Here is a 21,363-nt window from a genome sequence, read left to right as displayed (position 1 = left end):
TAACAACTATTTTTCTATACCGGCTGCTTTATATAGCTCATAAAAATGATGCGTAGGTCCAACTCCACCACCAAGCTCTATACCATGTTCTATTGCTACTGTTATGTATCTCTTAGCTTCTCTTACAGCCTCCTCTATTCTCATACCCTTTGCAATATTTGCAGCTATAGCAGATGATAATGTACAACCTGTCCCATGTGTATTTTGGCTATTTATTCTTTCTTGTTTTAAATAAATAAAGTTTTCTCCATCATATAAAAGGTCTGTTGCATCATCTTCTAAATGTCCACCCTTTACCAAAACAGACTTAGGTCCAAGATTTTTTAAATTAATTGCAGCTTCCTTCATATCATCTAAAGTTTTTATTTCTACTCCAAGTATTTCTTCTGCTTCTGGAAGATTTGGAGTTATAAGCGTAGCTATAGGGAATAGTTCTTTAATTAGTGTATCCTTAGCATCTTCTGATAAAAGTTTAAATCCACTTTTTGATACCATAACTGGATCAACTACAACTGATGGAAGATTATTTATTTCTCTTAAAGCTTCACCTATTACCCTTATTGATTCTTTTTTTGATACCATTCCAATTTTTATAGCATCTACTCTTATATCATCAAATATTACTTTTATTTGATCTCTTATCATCTCTTCATTTATATCTTGAATTCCAAATACACCTTGTGTATTTTGTGCTGTAATTGCTGTAATTACGCTCATCCCAAATACTCCATTTGCTGAAAATGATTTTAAATCTGCCTGTATTCCTGCACCTCCTGAACAATCTGATCCTGCAATTGATAATGCTCTATACATGTATATCATCCTTTCAATTAATAATTTTTTCTACTTGCTTATTTAATCCTTCATCATAGACTCCAAGTACACTTTTAATAGCTGGAACACTTATAAACATATAAGCTATAATAGCCCCCACTATACAACTTGAAGAAAATGGCACTATATATAAAAATAATGATGATTCTTTTCCAAGAATTAATGAAGCAACTGGATAAGCAAGTATAGCTCCCAAAATTCCTGTTCCAATAACTTCTCCAATTACAGCTCCTAAAGAACTTTTAAACTTTTTATAAATAAGCCCTGCGAGTAATGCTCCTATCATACTTCCTGGAAAAGCAAGTAAACTGCCTGTCCCTAAAATATTTCTAAGAAGAGATGCTACAAAAGCATTTCCTACTGCAAATGCTGGCCCAAGAGTTATTCCAGAAATAACGTTTATAAAATGCTGTACTGGTGAGACCTTCGCACCTAAAATAGGTATTGATAAAGTTCCTAAAATAGTTGCTATTCCTATTAAAAGTCCACTTAAAGCTAGTTTGTAGGTTAGATTATTTTTCCTATTCATAAAATTCCCCTTTATACATGATTTTAAGTAATAAAAAAAGAGTATAACCTCATAAGGCTATACTCTATCTATCAATATAAAAATTCATAAACAATGCTATCCCTACGATGGTACTAACCATATCAGGTAATAAGGGTTTAGAAATTAAAATTTCAATCTCAGCTAAAAACTTATAGCTCCCCTAGCTCTATATTCTATTTACTTTTCTATTTTAATTCTATAACAAAAATTTTTTAAAGTCTACACTAACTTAAAACTTAATAAAATTATATATAATCTACTTTGCTTATTTTCTAATTATCACCGAAAACTTTTTTCTTAAGTTCAAGTCCTGTTTTAGTTATTGCAACTCCACCCATTGCTGTTTCTCTAAGTGATGGTGGTAATTGCTTACCTACTTTATACATAGCTGAAACTGTATCATCAAATGGGATTTTTGATTCAACTCCTGCCATTACTAAATCTGCTGTACAAAGTGCACTTACAGCACCTGCTGCATTTCTTTTAGCACATGGAATTTCAACAAGTCCTGCAACTGGATCACAAACTAATCCTAAAATATTTTTTATAACAATTGCTGCTGCATCCAAGCTCATCTTTGGAGTTCCACCCATCATTTCAACTACTGCTGCTGATCCCATAGCTGCTGCTGATCCACACTCAGCTTGACATCCACCTTCTGCACCTGAAACAGTTGCATTCATTGCAATTATTGTACCAACTGCTGCTGATGCAAAAAGAGCCATTACAAGTTCATCTTCAGTCTTATCAAGCTTTGCTCCTGCTGATAATATAACTGCTGGAAGTATTCCACATGAACCAGCTGTTGGGCATGCTACTATTCTTCCCATTGAAGCATTTACTTCTGATGATGATAATGCCATTGCCATTGCCATAACTGTTGTAGTACCAGTTAAAGTTTCGCCTTTTTTTAGATACTCATTTATCTTATATCCATCACCTCCAATAAGACCACTTACTGAATAGACTTCTTTTTCCATTCCTTCTGTAGCTGAATCAATCATAACCTTTAAAGTAGTTCTCATTCTATTTATTACTTCTTCTCTAGTTGATCCTGACTTTTCTATTTCCATTTCTATTGCATATTCACTTAAAGATATTCCTCTTTGACTGCATATTCTTAAAAGATCTTCTCCACTTCTTGCAACCATTATTCTTCACCTTCCTTTACAGGATTTATCATAATTACTCTAGTTATATGTTCAATTGTTTTTAGTTTTTCTATTGTATTACTATCTATACTATGGTCTAATTCAAATACCATATTTGCTCCATGCCCTCTTTGTCTTCTAAATACACTCATAAATGCAATATTTATACCTTCATCATAAAGAAGACTTGTAACTTTAGATACGACTCCTGGAACATCTCTTTGAGCTATTATAAGCGTTGGATAATCTCCTGTAAACTCAACTTTATTTCCGTTAACTTCAGTTATTTTAATACTGCCTCCACCTATTGATGATCCAATAACTTCTCTTCTTTCGCCACTTTTTGTTATCATATCAAATTTAACTGTATTTGGATGCACATCCCCAAGATCTGTTTCAGCAAAAGCAAATTTTAATCCCTTTTCTTTAGCTATTTCAAGAGAATTTCTAAGTCTTTTATCACTTGGTTCCATTCCAAGAATACCTGCAACTAATGCTCTATCTGTACCATGTCCTTTATATGTTTTTGCAAATGACCCATGTAAGTAAAACGTTACTTTTACAACCTCATCACCTGCCACTGCCCTTGCAACTTTTCCAAGTCTTGCAGCACCAGCTGTATGTGAACTTGAAGGTCCAATCATTATCGGTCCTAAAATATCAAAAACACCTACATTATTCATACTTCTCACCTTATCCTATGCGTAAATTTTCTATATTCTTTATATTTATAGTTTAATCTATTAATATAGCTTTTATCAATATAAAGAATCACTTTAGAGTATAATATTAATGAATTTAACTATTATTTAATAATTCTCATTTATAAACATCTAAAATAATTAATTTAAGTTAAATTTAGACATGCTTTCAATTTTAATTCAAATCTTATTAATTTATTGTTCACACAATGATGTTATATTTAACTTACTATTAATGTTAATTTAAAAGGAGGAAAACCTATGAATTTATTCTTAATTATAGAATTAGTATTTATTCTTGTATACTCCTTCGCTATGCTTAAAAACTACTTTAAAAGAGTAGCTTTAAAGAAAGAAGGACCCTTTGTAATAATAAAAAATTATAATCTATCATCTACAATAACATTAATAATTTTACTTATTATAGTTTGTTTTTACTTAATCTTTGTAGATCAAAATTCAATTCCTGAAAAAATATTATCTAGTATAATAATTTTAATTTTGATACTAAATACTATTATTAATACTGAAATCTTGCTTACACATAGCTCACTTTATTACATGTACTATAATGTGGACTATAAAGAAATAAACTCTGTTATATTTAAAAAGAAATCTGAAAATAGGTATTTATTAAAATTAAAATTCGAAAAGACAACTTTTAATTTTTCAATTAATAAATTGTCTGCTGATGACTTCTATGAAGTATTGAAAAGTAGAAAAATAAAAGTTATAAAAGAATAATAAAAATACCTCGCATTAATTATGCGAGGTATTTTTATTTAAACTTTATTCCTGTATCTACTGTCTTTGGCTCAAAAAGACTCTTATAAAAGTTATCAAATCCATCGTCCTTAATTTCTATATTTGACTCATCATTTACATAGAATTTATTCATAGTTGATGTTATTAAATCAAATTTTTTAATATTACCTTCTTCTAGAAGAACATTATACAGGTATGCTAAATGATTTTGAAGATATTCTTGCATATCTTTAACCTCTTCATCGGTTAATCTCCCATCTTCATACAGCTTCTTAACTGGACCATTTCTAAATATGAAATATGCTGATGCCTTTGTTATATCTTTTAAATAATCTTTAATTTCCTTGTTTTCCACAGTAACACCTCATTTATTTGTCTAGATTACATAATAATTTAACTACATTTATCATAAATGTACAAGTTTTTTGGATATTTAGAAGTTATTTCTTTTATTAATATTTAACACTTTATTCACACCATTATCTTTTTTTAGCTATAAAATTTAAGGTATATAAATTTTTAAGGAGGACTCTTATGAAATTTTTTTCTATAGCACTTAATATAGTTATTGTTTTAACTCTAGTATTTTTAGTTGGTAAAGCAATCTATATTGAACACATATCTAGCAAAACATCTACAAAAACAAGATTTGTTATCTTTTCAGGTGTAGCTTTAATAAACATAGGTTTAATTATTATCCCTCTTGCATACATAGCGGCAAACGGTATTAATCTATTTTCATTTAAATACATATTTATACTTTTTATATTAATATTATTTGTATTTCAAACATTCCAAGCTTCAAGATTAGTTTTATTTAATCATGGCTTACTTTGTATGGGACAATATATTGACTATAAAAAGATAACTAAATTAAGTATTGGCAAAAAGCGTCATTCATCAATTGTTCTAATCGGAACTGGTAATGATTCTCTAACTTTTAGAATTGGTAATAAAAAGATGGATGCTTTAGCTAAGCTTTTAAGAGAAAATCGTGTTAAAGTAAAAATATATGAATAAAATTTTTAATAAAGATATCTAAGAAGATATCTTTATTTTTTTACTCCATATTTTGTTTAATTGTTTACATACTCTCAACATTTTGACTTTAAAAATTTGTTATTATGTAATTATCCTAATAATAAGGAGGATTTTTAATGAATTACACGATACTAATAGAAATACTATTATGCATAGCTGTAGCTTTCTTTATGGCAAGAAGTTTTACTATTGAAAGAAATCATAAAAAAAAGGGACCATTTATAACAATTGGAGTATTTTCTTATATTGCAATATTTAATGTACTAATTGTAATATTTATAATAATAACCTCATTTACATCCCTTAGAAAAAGTGGTGTAACATCTCTCCTTGATCCTGTGAATTTACTTATATTAATACTTGTATTATTCGTTATTTATCAAATAGTTCTTTCTTTAAAAGTTACATTCTGCCAAGATGGTATATGCTATTTAGGCGAATTTTTTAGTTATACTAAGATTAAAAGCGTTCAGACTTCAAAGAATAAAAATAAATACAGTATAGTTATTTATACAAATAGAAAAACTCTTACTTTTAAGGTGAGTAAAAACAATAAAATTCTTATGGAAGAAGTTTTTAATAAACATAAAATTAAAGTTTCAAACGTAGCATAAGTTTATACCTATTCTATAACTAAATAAAATATAAGAAAAACTCCTTAGATTTTCATTCTAAGGAGCTTTTTTTATTTAATAATTTCTAATATTTATAGAAGCAACTTCCACCAATAAATTCACGTAATATTGAGTTTTCTGGTACTTTATCCATAGGAATATCTTTAAAGAAATTAAGTAATGATATAAGCCTTTGCGCTTCATTGAATACTGAACTTTCTTTACTAATTTTCTTTAATTCATTTAATGCATATGGTTTTAAAACACATAATTCATATACTAAAGTTGAATTGAACATATCATTTGCTTCTTCTTGGTATACAAATATATTTTTCTTTTCTCCTCTTTTAATTGAAGGCCACATCTTTAATGTTTCCTCTCCACCATATCCCCTTGATAAGAAATCTCTAACTATTCTCCTTATCTTTCTAACATCTGTTGTTGGTATTCTATTATGATTATCAAGATTTAATTGGGTTAAAGCTGATATATAAATTTTGTGCTTATATTCATCTGATATTGATTTAGTAAGTATTGGATTTAAAGCATGAATACCTTCTAATATCAGTACTCCATTTTGAGGAAGTTTAACTTTATGTCCAAGCCACTCTCTCTTTCCTTTCATGAAATTATAAGTTGGTATTTCAACTTCTTCACCATCTAATAATCTTTCTAGATGTTCATTTAAAGTCTTTAAATCTAGTGAATATATTGATTCAAAATCATACTCACCATTTTCATCTCTCGGGCTAAGTTCTCTGTCTATAAAATAATCATCTAAACTAAGAGGTACTGGTACAAATCCATTTACTCTAAGTTGAATACTTAATCTATTTGCAAAAGTAGTTTTACCTGATGAAGATGGTCCTGCAATCAATACCATCTTAACCCCATTTTTTTCTGATATTTTATCTGCAATATATGCAATCTTTTTTTCATGAAGAGCTTCTGATACAAGTATTAAATCTTTAAGATCATTATTTACAACCTTATTATTTAAGCTACCAACATCTCCAACACCTATTATATTAAGCCATCTTTCTGTTTCATAAAAAATGTTTGATAATCTTTTTTGTTCCTTATATGGTGGAAGGTTATTTAAATCTTCTGGCATAGGACTTCTAAGTATAAATCCTGGCTCATAAAACATTAAATCAAAAGCTTTTATAACTCCTGTTGAATATGCCATTTTTCCATAGAAGTAGTCATATCTTCCTTCTAATTCATAAAGCTTTACAGTATCAAATTCCATATACTCTAAAAGCATTACCTTGTCTTCCATTCCATAGTCTTTAAATATACTTATAGCCTTATTCTTTGAAACCTCTATTTTTTTTATAGGTTCATCTTTGCTTATAATTTCTTTCATTCTTTCTTTTATTTTTGTAACATCATCTGCATTTAAAACTTTTTCTTTATGAATTTCTCCGAAAAGTCCCTTACTTATTGAATGTTCTATAGTTATCTTTGAACCTTTAAATATATCAAGAGCTGCCTTAATAAAAATAAATTGAAGTGTCCTTGTATATATATTCATCCCCTCTTCAGTATTAAATGAAATTTTTTCTAAAGGTCCACTTTCCTTTATTTCTTGGGAAAGCTCATAATATTCATTATTTAATTTGCAAAGTGCAATATTCTTTACATCTTCTCCATAGTATTTATCCATTAATTCCTTGAATTTAGTTCCTTTTGCTACACTTTCTTGTCTTCCATCTTCAAGCGTTATATTAAAGTTAGTCATTTTCTTCCCTCCTCTAAATTCTTATATATCTATATTAATACCATTATATTACTTTCTATTCCTCCTGGAAACTTTTAAGATAGAAACTTTTTATCAATTTATTCTGAATATTAAATAACAAATCTACAAATATTATTTTAAGAGGTGTTATTTATGTTTATTGTTTTTATAAGAACTGCAATTTTATATGCTCTTGTTGTCTTAGTAATGAGACTTATGGGAAAACGTCAAATTGGAGAGCTTCAACCCTATGAATTTGTAATAACTATTATGATTTCAGATTTAGCTTCACTTCCAATGCAAGATACTAGATTACCATTACTTTTAGGGGTAGTTCCTATACTTACCTTACTTTTACTTAAAATTTTTCTATCACAGCTTCAACTAAAAAGCCAATTTACTAGAAAAATTATAGAGGGTGAGCCATCTATATTAATTTATAAAAGTAGAATAAATTATAAAGCTTTAAAGGGTCAACAAATAAATATAGATGAACTAATGGAAGAAATCAGGCTCCTAGGATATTTTGATTTAGAAGAAATACAATATGCAATACTTGAAACAAATGGTCATATTTCTGTATTACCTAATTCATCCTCTGGATCTTCTGGTGGTGGTTCTTCAACATCATCAGGTAATTCAAACTCCAGTGGTAGCTCTCCTAATAGTAGTACTAGTCAAAGTGGCTCTCAATCAAGTAATCCAAAGCTTGGAGCTAGTTCTAATAATTCAAATAATAATAGCTCTAGTAGCAATAGCTCTAATAAAAAGAAAAAATCTAAATCAAAAAATAAAAATAATTCAAATAGTAATTCAGGTAATAGTTCAAATAATAATTCAAGTGGAAATACTAACACTAATTCCAATCAGCCACTTTTTCTTCCAAGAATATTAATTTCTGATGGAAAAATAAATAAAAATTCTTTAACTAGAATAGGCGAAGATAAAGCGTGGATTGAAAATAAATTAAAAGAATATGGAATAGATAGTATAAAAAAGGTACTAATTGCTTTGTATGATACCCAAGGTAACTTTAAATACCAACTTTTTGATAAATATGAGAAGGAGAGCGAAAAATGAAAAATGTAATAATTTCTCTTATTTTATTTTTGGCAGTAATGGGATTCATGCTATTTGCTAATTCAAAACTAATACAACTCTGTAATGATATATCAACAGAAAGCGCTCAAATTGAAGAACTTTTAAACGCTAAAAAATGGGATGAATCTTATGCTGCAAGTGTTAAACTTCTTAATAAATTAGAAGAAGATGGAACAGTATCTTCTGTATACATAAATCATACAGAAGTAGATGCTCTTATAGATAATACAGTTAAATTAACTGTACTTGTAAAATGTAAAGATGAAAGCGAATCACTTTCTACGCTCCATGTAATTAAATACAATGCAGAAAGAATTAAAGAACTTCAGTACCCATCACTAGAAAATATTTTTTAAAAAAGGTTCTATCTATATAGATAGAACCTTTTTAAATTATATTCTTTGTCTCTCAGTGAATGATAGACATTGTGCATGACCATCATTACTTAAACTTTCTACTGCTATATCAACATAGCTTGATACACATCTTTGCTCTTCATTGTGTATACAATTTATAACATCACAACCTATTGCCATATTAGGATTTGGTTGCCCAGCACTTCCACATCCTATCCCACTTTGCATTGATAACTCCTTTTCATCAAAATTATCACATACTGTTTCAGCTGATGACCTTGATTCTCCACCGCCAACATGTATTGAATGGTTACAACACTTGTTATCTTGGTTATGTACACATTCTATAACTCCACATCTTAATGTAGCCATTAAAATCACTCCTCTTTTATTTTAAATTTATAGCCTTTATTAGTATTTGTATTTTTTAAAATTTAATTCTGATTTCCGCTTTATCTGGTATGCATAAAATTCAGTGTTTTATGCATATTTTCTGTTTATTTATTTATATTTTAAATTTTTATACAAAAATAGTTGCATAATTATACTTTTGCGAATATAATATTTATTAAATTACAACTTAAGGTAATACAAAAAGGGGGCAATTATTATGAAAAAATATAACAAGGTGGTTTTAGCATATTCAGGAGGACTTGATACTTCTATTATTATTCCATGGCTTAAAGAAACTTATGGATGCACAGAAGTTATTGCAGTTGTAGGAAATGTTGGCCAAAAGGATGAGCTTTGTGGCCTAGAAGAAAAAGCTATAAATACTGGGGCTTCAAAAATCTATATTGAAGATTTAAAAGAAGAGTTTGTAAATAATTATATCTTCCCTACTATTCAAGCTGGGGCAATTTATGAAGGGAAATATTTACTTGGTACGTCATTTGCAAGACCTATAATTGGAAAAAGAATCGTTGAAATAGCAAAAAAAGAAGAGGCTGATGCTATTTGTCATGGTTGTACTGGTAAAGGGAATGATCAAGTTAGGTTTGAACTTGCAATAAAAGCTTTTGCACCTGATATGCCAGTCATCGCACCTTGGAGAATATGGGATATAAAATCCCGTGAAGAAGAAATTAAATACGCACTTGATAAAGAAATTCCAATAAATATAACCTATGAAACTAATTATAGTAAAGATAAAAACCTTTGGCATTTAAGTCACGAAGGCTTAGACCTTGAAGATCCATCAAATGAGCCAGACTACAAAAAAATACTTGAGCTTTCAAAAACATTAGAGGATGCACCTGATAAAGCAACTTATATAACTCTAAGCTTTGAAAAAGGTATCCCAGTTGCACTTGATGGTCAAGTTTTAAATGGAGTTGAAATAATTGAAGCTTTGAATAAACTTGGTGGAGAAAATGCAATTGGAATAATTGATATGGTTGAAAATCGTTTAGTTGGTATGAAATCAAGAGGTGTATATGAAACACCTGGTGGAACAATTTTAAACTATGCTCATAAAGAACTTGAATCTATTTGTTTAGATAAGGAAACTTCACATTATAAAGAAATGGTGGCATTAAAATTTGCGGATATAGTTTATAACGGACAATGGTATACACCTCTTAGAGAAGCACTTTCAGCCTTTGTTTTAAAAACTCAAGAAAATGTAACTGGTGATGTAAAACTTAAATTATACAAGGGAAATATAGTTAATGCTGGTCTTTCATCACCTTACTCACTTTATAGTGAGGAGTTTGCAACTTTTGAAGAAGATGATGTTTATAACCAAAATGATTCAGAAGGATTTATAAATCTTTTTGGATTACCTATAACTGTTAAAGCTAAACTTGATCAAAATTTAAAGAATAACTAAGGAGATGATTTAAATGAAACTTTGGGGCGGAAGATTTAAAGAGGGAACAAATACATTAGTAAATGATTTTAATTCATCCATAAGAATAGATGAAAGAATGTATAAAGAAGATATCTTAGGAAGTATAGCACATGTGAAAATGCTAAAAAAACAAAGTATAATTCCTGAGGATTCTTGTAATAAAATTGAAGATGGATTAAATGATCTTTTAAAAAGACTAGATAATAATGTTATAGATATAGATGAAACTTCTGAAGATATCCATAGTTTCATTGAAGGCTTATTAACTTACTATATTGGACCTTGTGGTAAGATGCTTCATACTGGAAGAAGTAGAAATGATCAAGTAACTCTTGATTTAAAACTTTATTTAAAGGGATATGTTCCCCTTCTTACAAAAGATATTATTGAACTTTTAAAAGTAATTTATAATAAAGCATCAGAAAATATAGAAACAATAATGCCTGGATACACTCATATGCAAAAAGCTCAGCCAATTACTTTCTCCCATCACATTTTGGCCTATGGAGAGATGTTTAAACGCGATGTATCTAGAATAAATGATTATCTAGTAAGATTAGATGAAATGCCTTTAGGAAGTGGAGCTTTAGCTACCTCTACCTATCCTATTGATAGAGAATTTGTTGCTAAAGAACTTGGATTTTCAAAAATAACATTAAATAGTCTAGACTCTGTATCAGATAGGGATTATGTTATAGAATTGCTTTCTACTTTATCAATTATAATGATGCATCTTTCTAGATTCTCAGAGGAAGTTATTCTTTGGTGCACAAATGAATTTAACTTTGTAGAACTATCTGATGAGTATAGTACAGGTAGTAGTATAATGCCTCAAAAGAAAAATCCTGATGTTGCAGAACTTGTTCGTGGCAAAACCGGAAGAGTTTATGGGGATTTAGTTACTCTACTTACATTAATGAAGGGCCTTCCTCTAGCATACAATAAAGATATGCAAGAAGATAAGGAAGCTTTATTTGATGCACTAGATACAGTAAAACTTTCACTTAAGACATTTACAGGAATGATAGATACTATGAAAATAAATAAAGAAGCTATGAAAGAAGGCGCTTCTAAAGGATTTACTAACGCAACTGATCTTGCAGACTATCTTGTAAAGAAGGGTGTGCCATTTAGAGAAGCTCATGGAATAGTTGGAGAAACTGTTCTTTATTGTATTAAAGAAAATAAAGGTATATCCGATCTAACTCTTTCTGAACTTAAAAACTTCTCTCATATCTTTGAAGAAGATGTATATGAAGCAGTTAATCTTTTGACTTGTGTTAGCGGAAGAAAGGTTCTTGGTGGACCTGCAAAAGAATCTATAGAGCTTCAACTAAAATACCTTGGAAGCTTTATTAAAGAGCATGAACTTAAATATTAGTGTATATCTTTGGTTATTAATATTTAATATTCATACTAAACTAAGTACTAACAGACATAAATCATATATATTAGTCTAGAATCTCTTATACTTTTCTAAATAAATATATAAAAAATAGGTATTTAATCAATGTGATAATTATATTATTACTTACTTTTGATTAAATACCTTTTTACTTCAATGTTTCTATTATTTATTATTTTTCTATATAGTTTTTAACATGCTTAATTACCATATTTATACTTCCATCACCATTTCTAACTATCTCAAATTTACTTGAATCATTATAAACTTCTTCATCTATGTAAAGATCTATTTCCTTATCTATCTTAAGTCTAACTCTCTTAAGCTTCTTTTCTACCCATGTCTTATCAACCTCTACTTCTTCAACACTTTGCTCTTTAACAAAGTTTGAAAAGTTATTCTTTATATTCCCTTCATGTTTAAATAACTCTTCTGAAAGCTCATCAACATTTATTATTTCTTCTTCTTTAAGCTTTGCTTTTACAGTTGAACGAACCTTTTCTGCTTGGTCTGCATCCTCTGCAAAATTTTCTCTAGTCCATGCCTCTGTTGCTTTTAAGAAATTCTTTGTCATATCTCTCTCATTAGTTACGATAGTACATCCTAAGAAATTATTTATAAAATAATTAGCCCCATACTCATCTTCATTTTTACTCTTCTTTTGCTTATCTAAAACCATAAGATTATATCTATCTTCTTCTCTTAGAGGTTTAATAAAAGCAGCTTTTTGAATCTTTTGTCCACTCCCTGGAAGTCCTGCAGCTTGTGGAACAATTCCTATACCTATTTTATCATCCACAAAGTTAACTTGATGAGTAAAATTCTTTATGTAATCCATCTTTAAAATAGCAATCATTGGTCCTTGATCTGTTACTATTGATGCCACTATAAGATCACAAGAAGGTATATTAACATTACCATTCATTATAGCAAACATTTGTCTTGCAAGTTCCTTTGAAAGTCCTATTAAATCACTATCTATACCATTTAAGTAATCTTGAGTTACTTCTTTTACTATACTTCTTCCTTCATTAAACTTCGCATATTTAAGTTCCTCATCCTTAAAACATTTCTCTATATGTTTAAATACAAATTTATATATATCTTCATTTAAATCTAATGAGTATTCATTAAGTACTGGCTCTCCCCCATTGCTATCTAATATATGTATTACAGCTTCATTTATATTAATATCACTTATGTATTCCATCCTACAACTACCTCCACCAAATTATCAACATTTTATATTGTAACATAAAAAATATAGTTTTTATAAAAAGATTATTGATCAAAAATAAGAAAAAGTAGTAATAACTCCAAGTCTATTACTACTTTAAATTAATAATCCTTAATTGTATTCTAGTTTAACACCTAATTATATTTTAATAACTAAGTTTAACTATTAAAATACTTCATTATATAAAATTCACCATAACCTATGTAAGTTTTATTATTAATCATATCTATAATCTCAAACCCTTGAGACTTATAACAATTAATAGCCCTATCATTCCAAGTTCTAACTTCTAATTTAATATCCTTTCCTTTAAATCTTCTTTTACTTTCTTCTATTGCCATCTTAGTAATTATCTTTCCAATACCTTTACCACACATCCTTGGGTTTAAACCTATCCCAAAGAAAACTTCATCACCTTCATCTAATAGATTAGTAAACCCTACTAATTGCTCATCTTCATCTAAATAACCTCTAAAACTATTTCTTTTTATATCATCACACAAGGAACATCCACTTTTAACTAACTCATCCCATGTTGATAAATTATAAATTTCATATATCCCTTCATATTTCCAATTTACTATTTCTTTTGCTTGCTCTTTGGTTAATACATTACTTATTAGCTTCAAAATTATCATACCTTCTTTCATGAGAAAGCTCTCTATTAAATATTTTAATAATATTATATGCTTAATTTTCTTGGAATAGTTTAATTAACACACTCATTAAGTTCATTAAATAAAAAATACACCTCCAAATGTTAGTTATTTTAATCTAACATTTGTGGTGTATTTTAATCTAATATCTTTTTTATTACTGCGAAATAGCTCCTGCTATATTTACTGCATGGTCTCCTATTCTTTCTAGATTGCTTATAACATCTAAGAATATTACACTTGCATAAGCGGTTGTCTTTCCATTATTAAGTCTCTTTATATGACTACTTCTTAATTCTTTTTCCATAGCATCAATACCATCTTCTAAATTACTAAGAGAATTTACATTCTTAAAGTCTTTTTCTTCATAAGTATTTATAGCCATTTCCATTGATTCTAGCGTATTATTATACATAACTTGAAGATCATGTATATCTTCACTATCATATTTCACTTTTTCATATATCTTTTCTCTTGCAAGATCTGATATATTCTTAGCATGATCTCCTATTCTCTCTATATCATTTATTACATTAAAGGCTGATGTAACATCATTTGTTATATCATCTGATAATTCTAATTGAGATAACTTAACTAAATAATCTGCAATTTCTCTCTCTAATGTATTTATAAGTGTCTCATTTTTTATAACTTGTTCTGCTAACTCTTCATTACCTTCACTAAAACATCTCATAGCAAGCTCAAAGTTTTCTTTAGCTTTATTTGCCATTCTAATTGTTTCTTTTTGAACTTGTATTGTAGCTATAACAGGATTTTCAAGTAGATTATCATCTAAGTATAATGCACCATTCTTTTCAACTTTAATATCACCTGGAAGTATCTTATTTGCTATAAATACCAATACATTTGCAAATGGTAATAAAATTAAAGTTACTATAACATTAAATATTGTATGTGCATTTGCAATTTGTCTAACTACTTCATTTGGACTTATTACTTGAACTGCCTCTATAAGCCATCCTATAAATGGCATAAATATAATTGTTCCTATAATATTAAATAATAAATGTATTATTGCTGCTTTTTTTGCTGTTCTATTAGCATTAACTGCTGCAAGTAATGCTGTTACACAAGTTCCTATATTACATCCTAAAATTATTGGAATTGCAACATAAAGATTTATTTTACCAGTTGTTGCAAGGGCAATTAATATCCCAGTTGTTGCTGATGAACTTTGTACTATAGCTGTCATAACTAATCCTGTTAAAAGTCCTAAGAACATATTGTTTCCAACTAAAAATACAAATTCTTTAAACATTTCTGATTCAGCAATTGGCTTCATAGCATCTGACATTAATCCCATTCCTAAGAATAATAAACCAAATCCTAATAAAATATTTGCAATATCTCTCTTTTTTTTGCTCTTAGCTATAAGAGAAATAAATACTCCTATTCCAATTACAAAAGGTGCTATTCCTTCTAAATCAAATGATACCATTTGAGCTGTTATAGTTGTACCAACATTTGCTCCCATGATTACACCAGTTGCCTGAATTAAATTCATAATTCCTGCATTAACAAAACTAACAACCATTACTGTCGTTGCACTGGAACTTTGAATTATCGCTGTAACTAAAGCACCCACTGCAACACCTATTATTCTATTGCTAGTTACTCTTTCAACTACGCTCTTTAGCTTATCTCCAGCTGCATTTTCAAGACCGTCTCCCATTAACTTCATTCCATATAGAAATAAACCTAATCCACCTATAAGACCTGAAATTATCCCTAATATCTCCAATTCATTATTCCTCCAAACCTCTTCTTTTGTTTACAACTTAATTTTATCTATTATTCTATGTAAAGTTAATAGTAGTTCTATTTTATTAATCATTTATTTACATTGGTCTTTTTTTGTTAACTTTATAATACTTAGTTATTTGTGTTAGTTTTAATTTATATTCATTTGATGTACTATTAAAGAAAAGTATTTATTTTAGGAGGAAAAACCTTATGGGAAAAGAGTTAGAAACAAGAGTTATAAATATAAATGTAGATGATATGAGAGCAAAACTAAAAGCTATAGATGCTAAGATGGTAAAGTCTGAAAATCAAGTAAATGATATATATGACTTTGATGATGGTAGACTTTTAAAAGCTAAAGGATATGCAAGAATTAGAACAGTTAATGATCTATTAAATTCTAAAGAAGTAATCTTTATGACAACAAAAAAAATGCTATCTCAAGGCAAGTTTAAAGAAATGGAAGAAAATGAAGTTATAGTAGATAATAAAGATATGGCTGAAGGAATATATAAAGCTCTAGGGCTTAAACTTCATCAATCAATAAAAAAATATAGAGAAAGTTATAAGGTTTTAGATGGCTTAGTTGAAATAGATATAAATGATAAGGAATTCTGCCCTTTTCCTTATATTGAAATTGAAACTTCATCAGTTGAATCTTTAGAAAAAATATTAGACCTAATAGGATATACTATGGAAGATACAACATCTAAAACTATATATGAGCTTATTGATGAATATAATAAAAAATAAATATTCTGAGTTAATATAAGGGTGTGTACATAGTACACACCCTTTATGTAAATCCTTAAATTTTTTCTTCTTTTAGCATATTATTTAAATCATCAAGCATTAAGTTAGCTGCCTTTATACCACCTGCTGTATTCCATATAGTATCATCTACTTTAAACGCCTTGTTGTTTTTAACTGCATTTAATGATTTAAATAACGGATCATTCATCCATTCTTTTTCTCTTTCAAGACCTTTTCCATCACCTAATTCATAAGTAAAATAGAAAATTACATCTCCATCAGCTTCCTTTAATCTTTCCTTACCAATTTCATTAACAAATTCAGTTCCCTGTTGAGCTGCTGGTCTCTTAAACCCTATTTCTTTTAAAATAGTTCCTGCAAATGTATTTCCAAGATATATTCTAGTTTTTCCAGGCATAAATCTAACAAGAGATATTTCAGTATCTAATTTATCTTTATAATTTTCTCTTATAGCAGTAACTTTATTTTCATATTCTTGTATAGCTTTATCACCTTCTGATTGCTTGTTTAAAACCTTAGCATAGAATTGGAAATTATCCTTCCATGCTCCTCTTATTGTATCTGAAAAAACAGTTGGTGCTATTGATTTTAATTGATCGTATATTTTCTCATCTCTCATTTTATTCCCAATTATTAAATCAGGCTTTAATGCAGCTATTGCTTCTATATTTGGTGCCTTTTCTTTTCCTACAGGCTTAACATCTTTAAGCTCATCTTTAGCGTATTCATACCACTCACCCATAACACCCGTTACGGCCCCAACTGGTTTAACCCCAAGTGAAAGAAGTGCTTCTACACCTTCATTAGTTAATACAACTACCCTTTTAGGATTCTCTGGAACCTCTACAGTACCCATAGCATCCTGTATAGATATAGTTTTACCCGTTGCTTTATCCTCTGTCTTACTTCCACATCCTACAAATAGACTTGTAGCTAATATGCTTGATAAAAGGATAGACAATACTTTTTTCGTCATATAAAATGAACCCCCTAATTAATTATTTATTTTTTGTCGAATTTTGTAGATTTATCGACACGATTATGATACCATAATCGATATGGATTATCAATATTATTTGATAATTAATTTCACTATAAAAACGGAGGAAATTATATGATAAACATTCTAAAAAGCAATAGAAATAAATTTATATTACTTTTATTGTTAATAATTTTAATTTTCATATTATGTTATTTAAGTATTACTAAAGGTTTTATAAAGACATCTTTCCATACAGTTATAGAGTCTTATAAAAATTTTAATAATTCTCAAGAACATATAATAATAAGAACTTCTAGAATTCCAAGAACTCTAAATGCTCTTTTAGTAGGGGGAGCCCTTGGAGTATCTGGTCTACTAACTCAAGGATTAACAAGAAATAAATTAGCATCTCCAAGTATATTAGGTATAAATTCTGGAGCAGTATTTACTATAGTTATAGCAATGACCTACCTTCCACAAGTATCTACTTTCGGTTTGGTTTGGATAGCTTTCTTTGGAGCACTTGCAGCTGCTGCATTAGTATATATTTTATCTGGTGGCCTTTCGGGAGATGTAAGATATATGGATTTAACATTAGGCGGAACTGCTCTTGCTGCGTTACTATTTTCTTTAACTCAAGGAATTTTATATAAAAATGATATTGCTCTAGAGGAAGTTATATATTGGATGACAGGCTCAGTTGAAGGAAAAAAATTAGAACTAATTCTTGAATTTACTCCAATAATTCTTATAGTAATAATATTTACATTGTTTATTGGAAAAAAACTTAATGTATTCTCGTTGGGAGAAGAAATGGCAAGATCTTTAGGAATGAAAACACTATATTTAAAGATACTTATAATATCAATAATTTCAATTTTATCGGGTGTATCTGTCGCTCTTGCAGGACCTATCGCATTTATTGGTCTAGTAACACCACACATAGTACATAAATTTATTGGGACAGACTATAGATGGCTTATTCCATTTTCATTATTAGTAGGTTCATCAATATTATTACTTGCAGACATACTATCAAGATTCATAATTTATCCAAAGGAAGTTCCAGTTGGTGCTTTAACTGCACTTATAGGTGGACCATTCTTCATATATATTGCTAAAAGGAGGACTACTTAATGGTTAATATAAATAAAAAGACTATCAAATTAATTGGCATTTTATTAGCTATTACACTATTAATAGCAACTATATCTTTAGCTATGGGTGAAGTAATAGTAAATCCTTTAGATATTATTAAAAGTATACTAGGCTTAGATACAGGATTTTCTTCTATCTTAATATTGAATGTAAGGTTACCAAGAGTTATTGTTGCCTTCTTTGTTGGTGCTTCACTGGCATTATCAGGATCTATACTTCAAGGAGTAGTAAAAAATCCTCTAGCATCTCCTAATATATTAGGAATAGTTAACGGCGGAGCTGTTGGAGCTCTAGTATTTTTAACGATTTTTACGAATCCTACAAACAACTCACTAACTACATCAATATTGTATATGCCTATATTCACTTTTGTATTTTCATTCTTAGCTTTAATACTTATTTTCTTTATTTACGGAAAATCTTCTTCAACTAATAAGCTAATAATAATAGGAATAGGGATATCTGCTATCTTTAAAGCAATTACTAATATTCTTGTAATAAATGGTCCTGTAGTATTTATGAAAGAAGCTACAACTTGGATAACAGGAAGCATATATGGAGCTAATTGGACTCATGCTATATTAATAACAGTAATATTTATTGTCTTTACTATATTAACTTTAATATTTATAAAAGACCTAAACCTTCATCAGTTAGAAGATGAAGTTATAACGGTACTTGGTAATAATGTACATAAGAGTAGATTAGTTCTTTTAAGTATTTCAGCGGCATTAACTGCTGGTGCGGTAACTATTGGTGGTGGAATTTCCTTTGTAGGTTTAATTGCTCCTCATATCGCTAGAAAATTAGTAGATTCAAAATTTGAAAACTTAGTTCCACTTTCTATATTTATAGGTGGAATTATAACATTACTAGCTGATTTTGTATCTAAATGGTTATTCTATCCACAAGACTTACCTATAGGAATATTTACAGCCGCAATCGGCGCCCCTTACTTTATATATCTTTTAGTTAAAAATAGAAAGCAAATAAAAAGGAGATAATTATGATAAAAGCAAATAACTTAAAATTATGCTATGATGAAAAAATCATATTAGATGATATTAATTTAGATATAGAGAAAGGAAAAATTACAGCTTTAATTGGTTCTAATGGTTGTGGTAAATCTACCTTAATAAAAGCTATAGCAAGGATACTTTCTCCTAAAAGTGGTACCGTCTTAATGGAAGATAAAGATCTTCTTAAAATGCAATCAAAAGAAGTATCAAAGCTATTAGCAATGCTTCCTCAAAGTAGTACTGCTCCAGATGACTTAACTATCTATGATTTAGTTAAACAAGGAAGATACCCATATCATACCCTACTATCCTTTTGGAGTAAAAAAGATGAATCTATAGTTTTAAACTCCATAGAAAAGATGGGACTTATAGATGATAAAGATAAAACTTTAGGAAATCTTTCAGGTGGACAAAAACAGAGAGCATGGATTGCTCTTGCATTAACTCAAGATACAGAGATTATTCTTTTAGATGAACCTACAAATCATCTAGATATAAAGTATCAACTAGAAATTTTAAATATACTAAAAGAATTAAATGAAAAAGAAAATAGAACTATCGTGTTAGTTATACATGATATAAATCATGCTTTAAAGTATGCTCATAATATAGTTGCATTAAAAGATGGAGATATTTTTGCACAAGGTCCAAAAGAGGACATTATAGATGAAAATCTTATAAAAAATGTCTTTGGAGTAAGCTGCAAACTTATTGATTCACCTGTAGACAATTATAAAATGTGTGTACCTTTCATATAAAATTATTAAACTATACAATAAAAAATGACTGAGCAAAGTCTAACACTAAGTTCAGTCATAATTTCTCTTTATACTATATTATATTAAAAATTTAAAGATTTGCTAAATTTTTTGATGGACCAAACATCTCATAATTTATTGCATCTTCTGAAACATCCATACCTCTTAACGTATCATATACATGCTTCATAAATCCTAGAGGCCCACAGAAATAAAAATCACCATCTTTAGGTAGATTTTCTTCAATCCACTCTTTAGTTGCTACTCCCTCAAAATCATAATCTTTACCCTTTTTATCTGATTCTAATGGGTTTTGATAAAATATTGCAGTTTTAACATTAGTATTCCCATTCTTTATGCTATTAATTTCGCCTTTAAAAGTGTGTGCAGTTGAATTTAATACTGCTTGCACAAAAATTACATCCCTTTTTTCTTCTACTGCTTTATAAAGCATAGACATCATTGGTGTAACTCCTATACCTCCACTTAATAATACTAAAGGTTTATTGCTTTCTTTTAATATAAAACTACCTAGCGGATCTGATATTTCAACTGTATCTCCTATTTGAACATTATCATGCATATATCTTGATATCAGTCCATGCTCTTCTCTTTTAATGCTTATTCTATAAAAATCTTCTCCAGGTTTCATAGATAAACTATATTGTCTAATTGCACTTTTATTCTCTCCATCTTTAATTGGTTTTATTGCAATGAATTGACCTGCTTCATTTTTCTTAAGTTCTTTTCCATCTTCTGATTTTATATAAAATGAAGTTACAACATCATTTTCTTTTACTTTGTTATATATCTTAACTTTATTCATAATATTTAACCATCCTTACTTTTATATTATTGATTAGATTATCTAATCTATCAATAACTCTTTTCTTTTGTTAAA

23 protein-coding genes, 1 pseudogene and 1 riboswitch are annotated in these 21,363 nt (G+C 28.7%); of the genes and pseudogenes, 12 read left to right on the top strand and 12 right to left on the bottom strand.

Annotated features, from left to right (window positions below; translation table 11 throughout):
- Window positions 1–6: 6 nt before the first annotated feature.
- The 4 genes from thiD to sdaAB all read right to left on the bottom strand — a co-directional run bounded on the left by thiD (window position 7) and on the right by sdaAB (window position 3,218).
- Complete coding sequence (thiD, locus tag JOC62_RS08350) at window positions 7–813, bottom strand: bifunctional hydroxymethylpyrimidine kinase/phosphomethylpyrimidine kinase (RefSeq protein ID WP_204594808.1); 807 nt, start codon at window positions 811–813, stop codon at window positions 7–9.
- A 13-nt stretch (window positions 814–826) separates the two neighbouring features.
- The gene (gene thiW / locus JOC62_RS08345; protein ID WP_204594807.1) at window positions 827–1,363 is read right to left on the bottom strand and encodes an energy coupling factor transporter S component ThiW; all 537 of its coding nucleotides are present in this window, start codon (window positions 1,361–1,363) and stop codon (window positions 827–829) included.
- Between the two features lie 81 nt (window positions 1,364–1,444).
- Window positions 1,445–1,556: riboswitch (TPP riboswitch) on the bottom strand.
- 100 nt (window positions 1,557–1,656) lie between these two features.
- Entirely contained in the window at window positions 1,657–2,535 is an 879-nt protein-coding gene (gene sdaAA, locus JOC62_RS08340) for an L-serine ammonia-lyase, iron-sulfur-dependent, subunit alpha (protein WP_204594806.1), read from the bottom strand.
- Entirely contained in the window at window positions 2,535–3,218 is a 684-nt protein-coding gene (gene sdaAB / locus JOC62_RS08335; RefSeq protein WP_204594805.1) for an L-serine ammonia-lyase, iron-sulfur-dependent subunit beta, read from the bottom strand. Before sdaAB ends, sdaAA begins: the two co-directional genes overlap by 1 nt.
- Window positions 3,219–3,497: 279 nt before the next feature.
- Here sdaAB and JOC62_RS08330 point away from each other — a divergent pair, with 279 nt between their 5' ends.
- Window positions 3,498–3,980: a hypothetical protein gene (locus tag JOC62_RS08330; protein ID WP_204594804.1), complete on the top strand. Its 483-nt coding sequence runs from the start codon at window positions 3,498–3,500 to the stop codon at window positions 3,978–3,980.
- Window positions 3,981–4,014: 34 nt separating this feature from the next.
- On the opposite strand, the gene JOC62_RS08325 is transcribed toward JOC62_RS08330, so the two are convergent.
- The gene (locus tag JOC62_RS08325) at window positions 4,015–4,356 is read right to left on the bottom strand and encodes a hypothetical protein (RefSeq protein WP_204594803.1); all 342 of its coding nucleotides are present in this window, start codon (window positions 4,354–4,356) and stop codon (window positions 4,015–4,017) included.
- Between the two features lie 179 nt (window positions 4,357–4,535).
- Between JOC62_RS08325 and JOC62_RS08320 the strand changes: the two genes are divergently transcribed.
- Together JOC62_RS08320 and JOC62_RS08315 are read left to right on the top strand one after the other, a co-directional pair.
- Window positions 4,536–5,021 (top strand): DUF986 family protein, encoded by a 486-nt coding sequence (locus JOC62_RS08320; protein WP_204594802.1) that lies wholly within the window; start codon window positions 4,536–4,538, stop codon window positions 5,019–5,021.
- Between the two features lie 137 nt (window positions 5,022–5,158).
- Window positions 5,159–5,656, top strand: a complete 498-nt coding sequence (locus tag JOC62_RS08315) for a hypothetical protein (RefSeq protein ID WP_204594801.1) — start codon at window positions 5,159–5,161, stop codon at window positions 5,654–5,656.
- Window positions 5,657–5,741: 85 nt separating this feature from the next.
- On the opposite strand, the gene JOC62_RS08310 is transcribed toward JOC62_RS08315, so the two are convergent.
- Window positions 5,742–7,400 carry a nucleoside kinase gene (locus tag JOC62_RS08310; RefSeq protein ID WP_204594800.1) on the bottom strand — a complete coding sequence of 553 codons (1,659 nt, stop codon included), beginning with the start codon at window positions 7,398–7,400 and terminating at the stop codon, window positions 5,742–5,744.
- A gap of 153 nt (window positions 7,401–7,553) precedes the next feature.
- On the opposite strand from JOC62_RS08310, the pseudogene JOC62_RS19145 reads away from it, so the two are divergent.
- From JOC62_RS19145 to JOC62_RS08300, 3 genes and pseudogenes are all read left to right on the top strand, one after another.
- Window positions 7,554–7,994: pseudogene (locus tag JOC62_RS19145) on the top strand (DUF421 domain-containing protein); the annotation flags it as partial.
- Window positions 7,974–8,480: a YetF domain-containing protein gene (locus tag JOC62_RS19420; RefSeq protein ID WP_341534800.1), complete on the top strand. Its 507-nt coding sequence runs from the start codon at window positions 7,974–7,976 to the stop codon at window positions 8,478–8,480. The pseudogene JOC62_RS19145 and the gene JOC62_RS19420, both read left to right, overlap by 21 nt.
- Window positions 8,477–8,857, top strand: a complete 381-nt coding sequence (locus JOC62_RS08300) for a DUF4363 family protein (RefSeq protein ID WP_204594798.1) — start codon at window positions 8,477–8,479, stop codon at window positions 8,855–8,857. The genes JOC62_RS19420 and JOC62_RS08300 overlap by 4 nt, the downstream gene beginning before the upstream one ends.
- 36 nt (window positions 8,858–8,893) lie before the next feature.
- Here the strand turns inward: JOC62_RS08300 and JOC62_RS08295 are convergent, their stop codons facing one another.
- A complete protein-coding gene (locus JOC62_RS08295; RefSeq protein ID WP_204594797.1) occupies window positions 8,894–9,229 on the bottom strand; it encodes a DUF1540 domain-containing protein in 336 nt (111 codons plus the stop codon).
- A 238-nt stretch (window positions 9,230–9,467) separates the two neighbouring features.
- On the opposite strand from JOC62_RS08295, the gene JOC62_RS08290 reads away from it, so the two are divergent.
- Together JOC62_RS08290 and argH are read left to right on the top strand one after the other, a co-directional pair.
- Complete coding sequence (locus JOC62_RS08290; protein WP_204594796.1) at window positions 9,468–10,688, top strand: argininosuccinate synthase; 1,221 nt, start codon at window positions 9,468–9,470, stop codon at window positions 10,686–10,688.
- Between the two features lie 13 nt (window positions 10,689–10,701).
- Window positions 10,702–12,090, top strand: a complete 1,389-nt coding sequence (gene argH, locus JOC62_RS08285; RefSeq protein WP_204594795.1) for an argininosuccinate lyase — start codon at window positions 10,702–10,704, stop codon at window positions 12,088–12,090.
- 196 nt (window positions 12,091–12,286) lie between these two features.
- Here the strand turns inward: argH and JOC62_RS08280 are convergent, their stop codons facing one another.
- The 3 genes from JOC62_RS08280 to JOC62_RS08270 form a co-directional block, all read right to left on the bottom strand.
- Window positions 12,287–13,324 carry a nucleoid-associated protein gene (locus tag JOC62_RS08280; protein ID WP_204594794.1) on the bottom strand — a complete coding sequence of 346 codons (1,038 nt, stop codon included), beginning with the start codon at window positions 13,322–13,324 and terminating at the stop codon, window positions 12,287–12,289.
- A 185-nt stretch (window positions 13,325–13,509) separates the two neighbouring features.
- Window positions 13,510–13,980, bottom strand: a complete 471-nt coding sequence (locus tag JOC62_RS08275) for a GNAT family N-acetyltransferase (protein WP_204594793.1) — start codon at window positions 13,978–13,980, stop codon at window positions 13,510–13,512.
- A gap of 184 nt (window positions 13,981–14,164) precedes the next feature.
- Window positions 14,165–15,769: a Na/Pi cotransporter family protein gene (locus JOC62_RS08270; protein WP_204594792.1), complete on the bottom strand. Its 1,605-nt coding sequence runs from the start codon at window positions 15,767–15,769 to the stop codon at window positions 14,165–14,167.
- 212 nt (window positions 15,770–15,981) lie between these two features.
- Here JOC62_RS08270 and JOC62_RS08265 point away from each other — a divergent pair, with 212 nt between their 5' ends.
- On the top strand, window positions 15,982–16,524 hold the full coding sequence (locus JOC62_RS08265) for a class IV adenylate cyclase (RefSeq protein WP_204594791.1): 543 nt from the start codon (window positions 15,982–15,984) through the stop codon (window positions 16,522–16,524).
- A gap of 55 nt (window positions 16,525–16,579) precedes the next feature.
- On the opposite strand, the gene JOC62_RS08260 is transcribed toward JOC62_RS08265, so the two are convergent.
- Complete coding sequence (locus JOC62_RS08260; RefSeq protein WP_204594790.1) at window positions 16,580–17,521, bottom strand: ABC transporter substrate-binding protein; 942 nt, start codon at window positions 17,519–17,521, stop codon at window positions 16,580–16,582.
- 138 nt (window positions 17,522–17,659) lie between these two features.
- On the opposite strand from JOC62_RS08260, the gene JOC62_RS08255 reads away from it, so the two are divergent.
- Genes JOC62_RS08255 through JOC62_RS08245 form a run of 3 tightly spaced genes read left to right on the top strand, consistent with a single transcriptional unit; the run spans window position 17,660 to window position 20,462 of the window.
- Complete coding sequence (locus tag JOC62_RS08255; RefSeq protein WP_204594789.1) at window positions 17,660–18,664, top strand: FecCD family ABC transporter permease; 1,005 nt, start codon at window positions 17,660–17,662, stop codon at window positions 18,662–18,664.
- Window positions 18,664–19,689, top strand: a complete 1,026-nt coding sequence (locus JOC62_RS08250) for a FecCD family ABC transporter permease (RefSeq protein WP_204594788.1) — start codon at window positions 18,664–18,666, stop codon at window positions 19,687–19,689. Before JOC62_RS08255 ends, JOC62_RS08250 begins: the two co-directional genes overlap by 1 nt.
- Before the next feature lie 2 nt (window positions 19,690–19,691).
- On the top strand, window positions 19,692–20,462 hold the full coding sequence (locus JOC62_RS08245) for an ABC transporter ATP-binding protein (protein ID WP_204594787.1): 771 nt from the start codon (window positions 19,692–19,694) through the stop codon (window positions 20,460–20,462).
- Window positions 20,463–20,553: 91 nt separating this feature from the next.
- Here the strand turns inward: JOC62_RS08245 and JOC62_RS08240 are convergent, their stop codons facing one another.
- A complete protein-coding gene (locus JOC62_RS08240) occupies window positions 20,554–21,288 on the bottom strand; it encodes an FAD-binding oxidoreductase (protein WP_204594786.1) in 735 nt (244 codons plus the stop codon).
- Window positions 21,289–21,363: the final 75 nt, after the last annotated feature.

The organism is Clostridium sardiniense (genome assembly GCF_016907995.1).
In the GTDB taxonomy this organism is placed as follows: domain Bacteria; phylum Bacillota; class Clostridia; order Clostridiales; family Clostridiaceae; genus Clostridium; species Clostridium sardiniense.
Note: the sequence above shows the minus strand (reverse complement) of the source record. Positions and strands in the feature narration are given on the sequence as shown.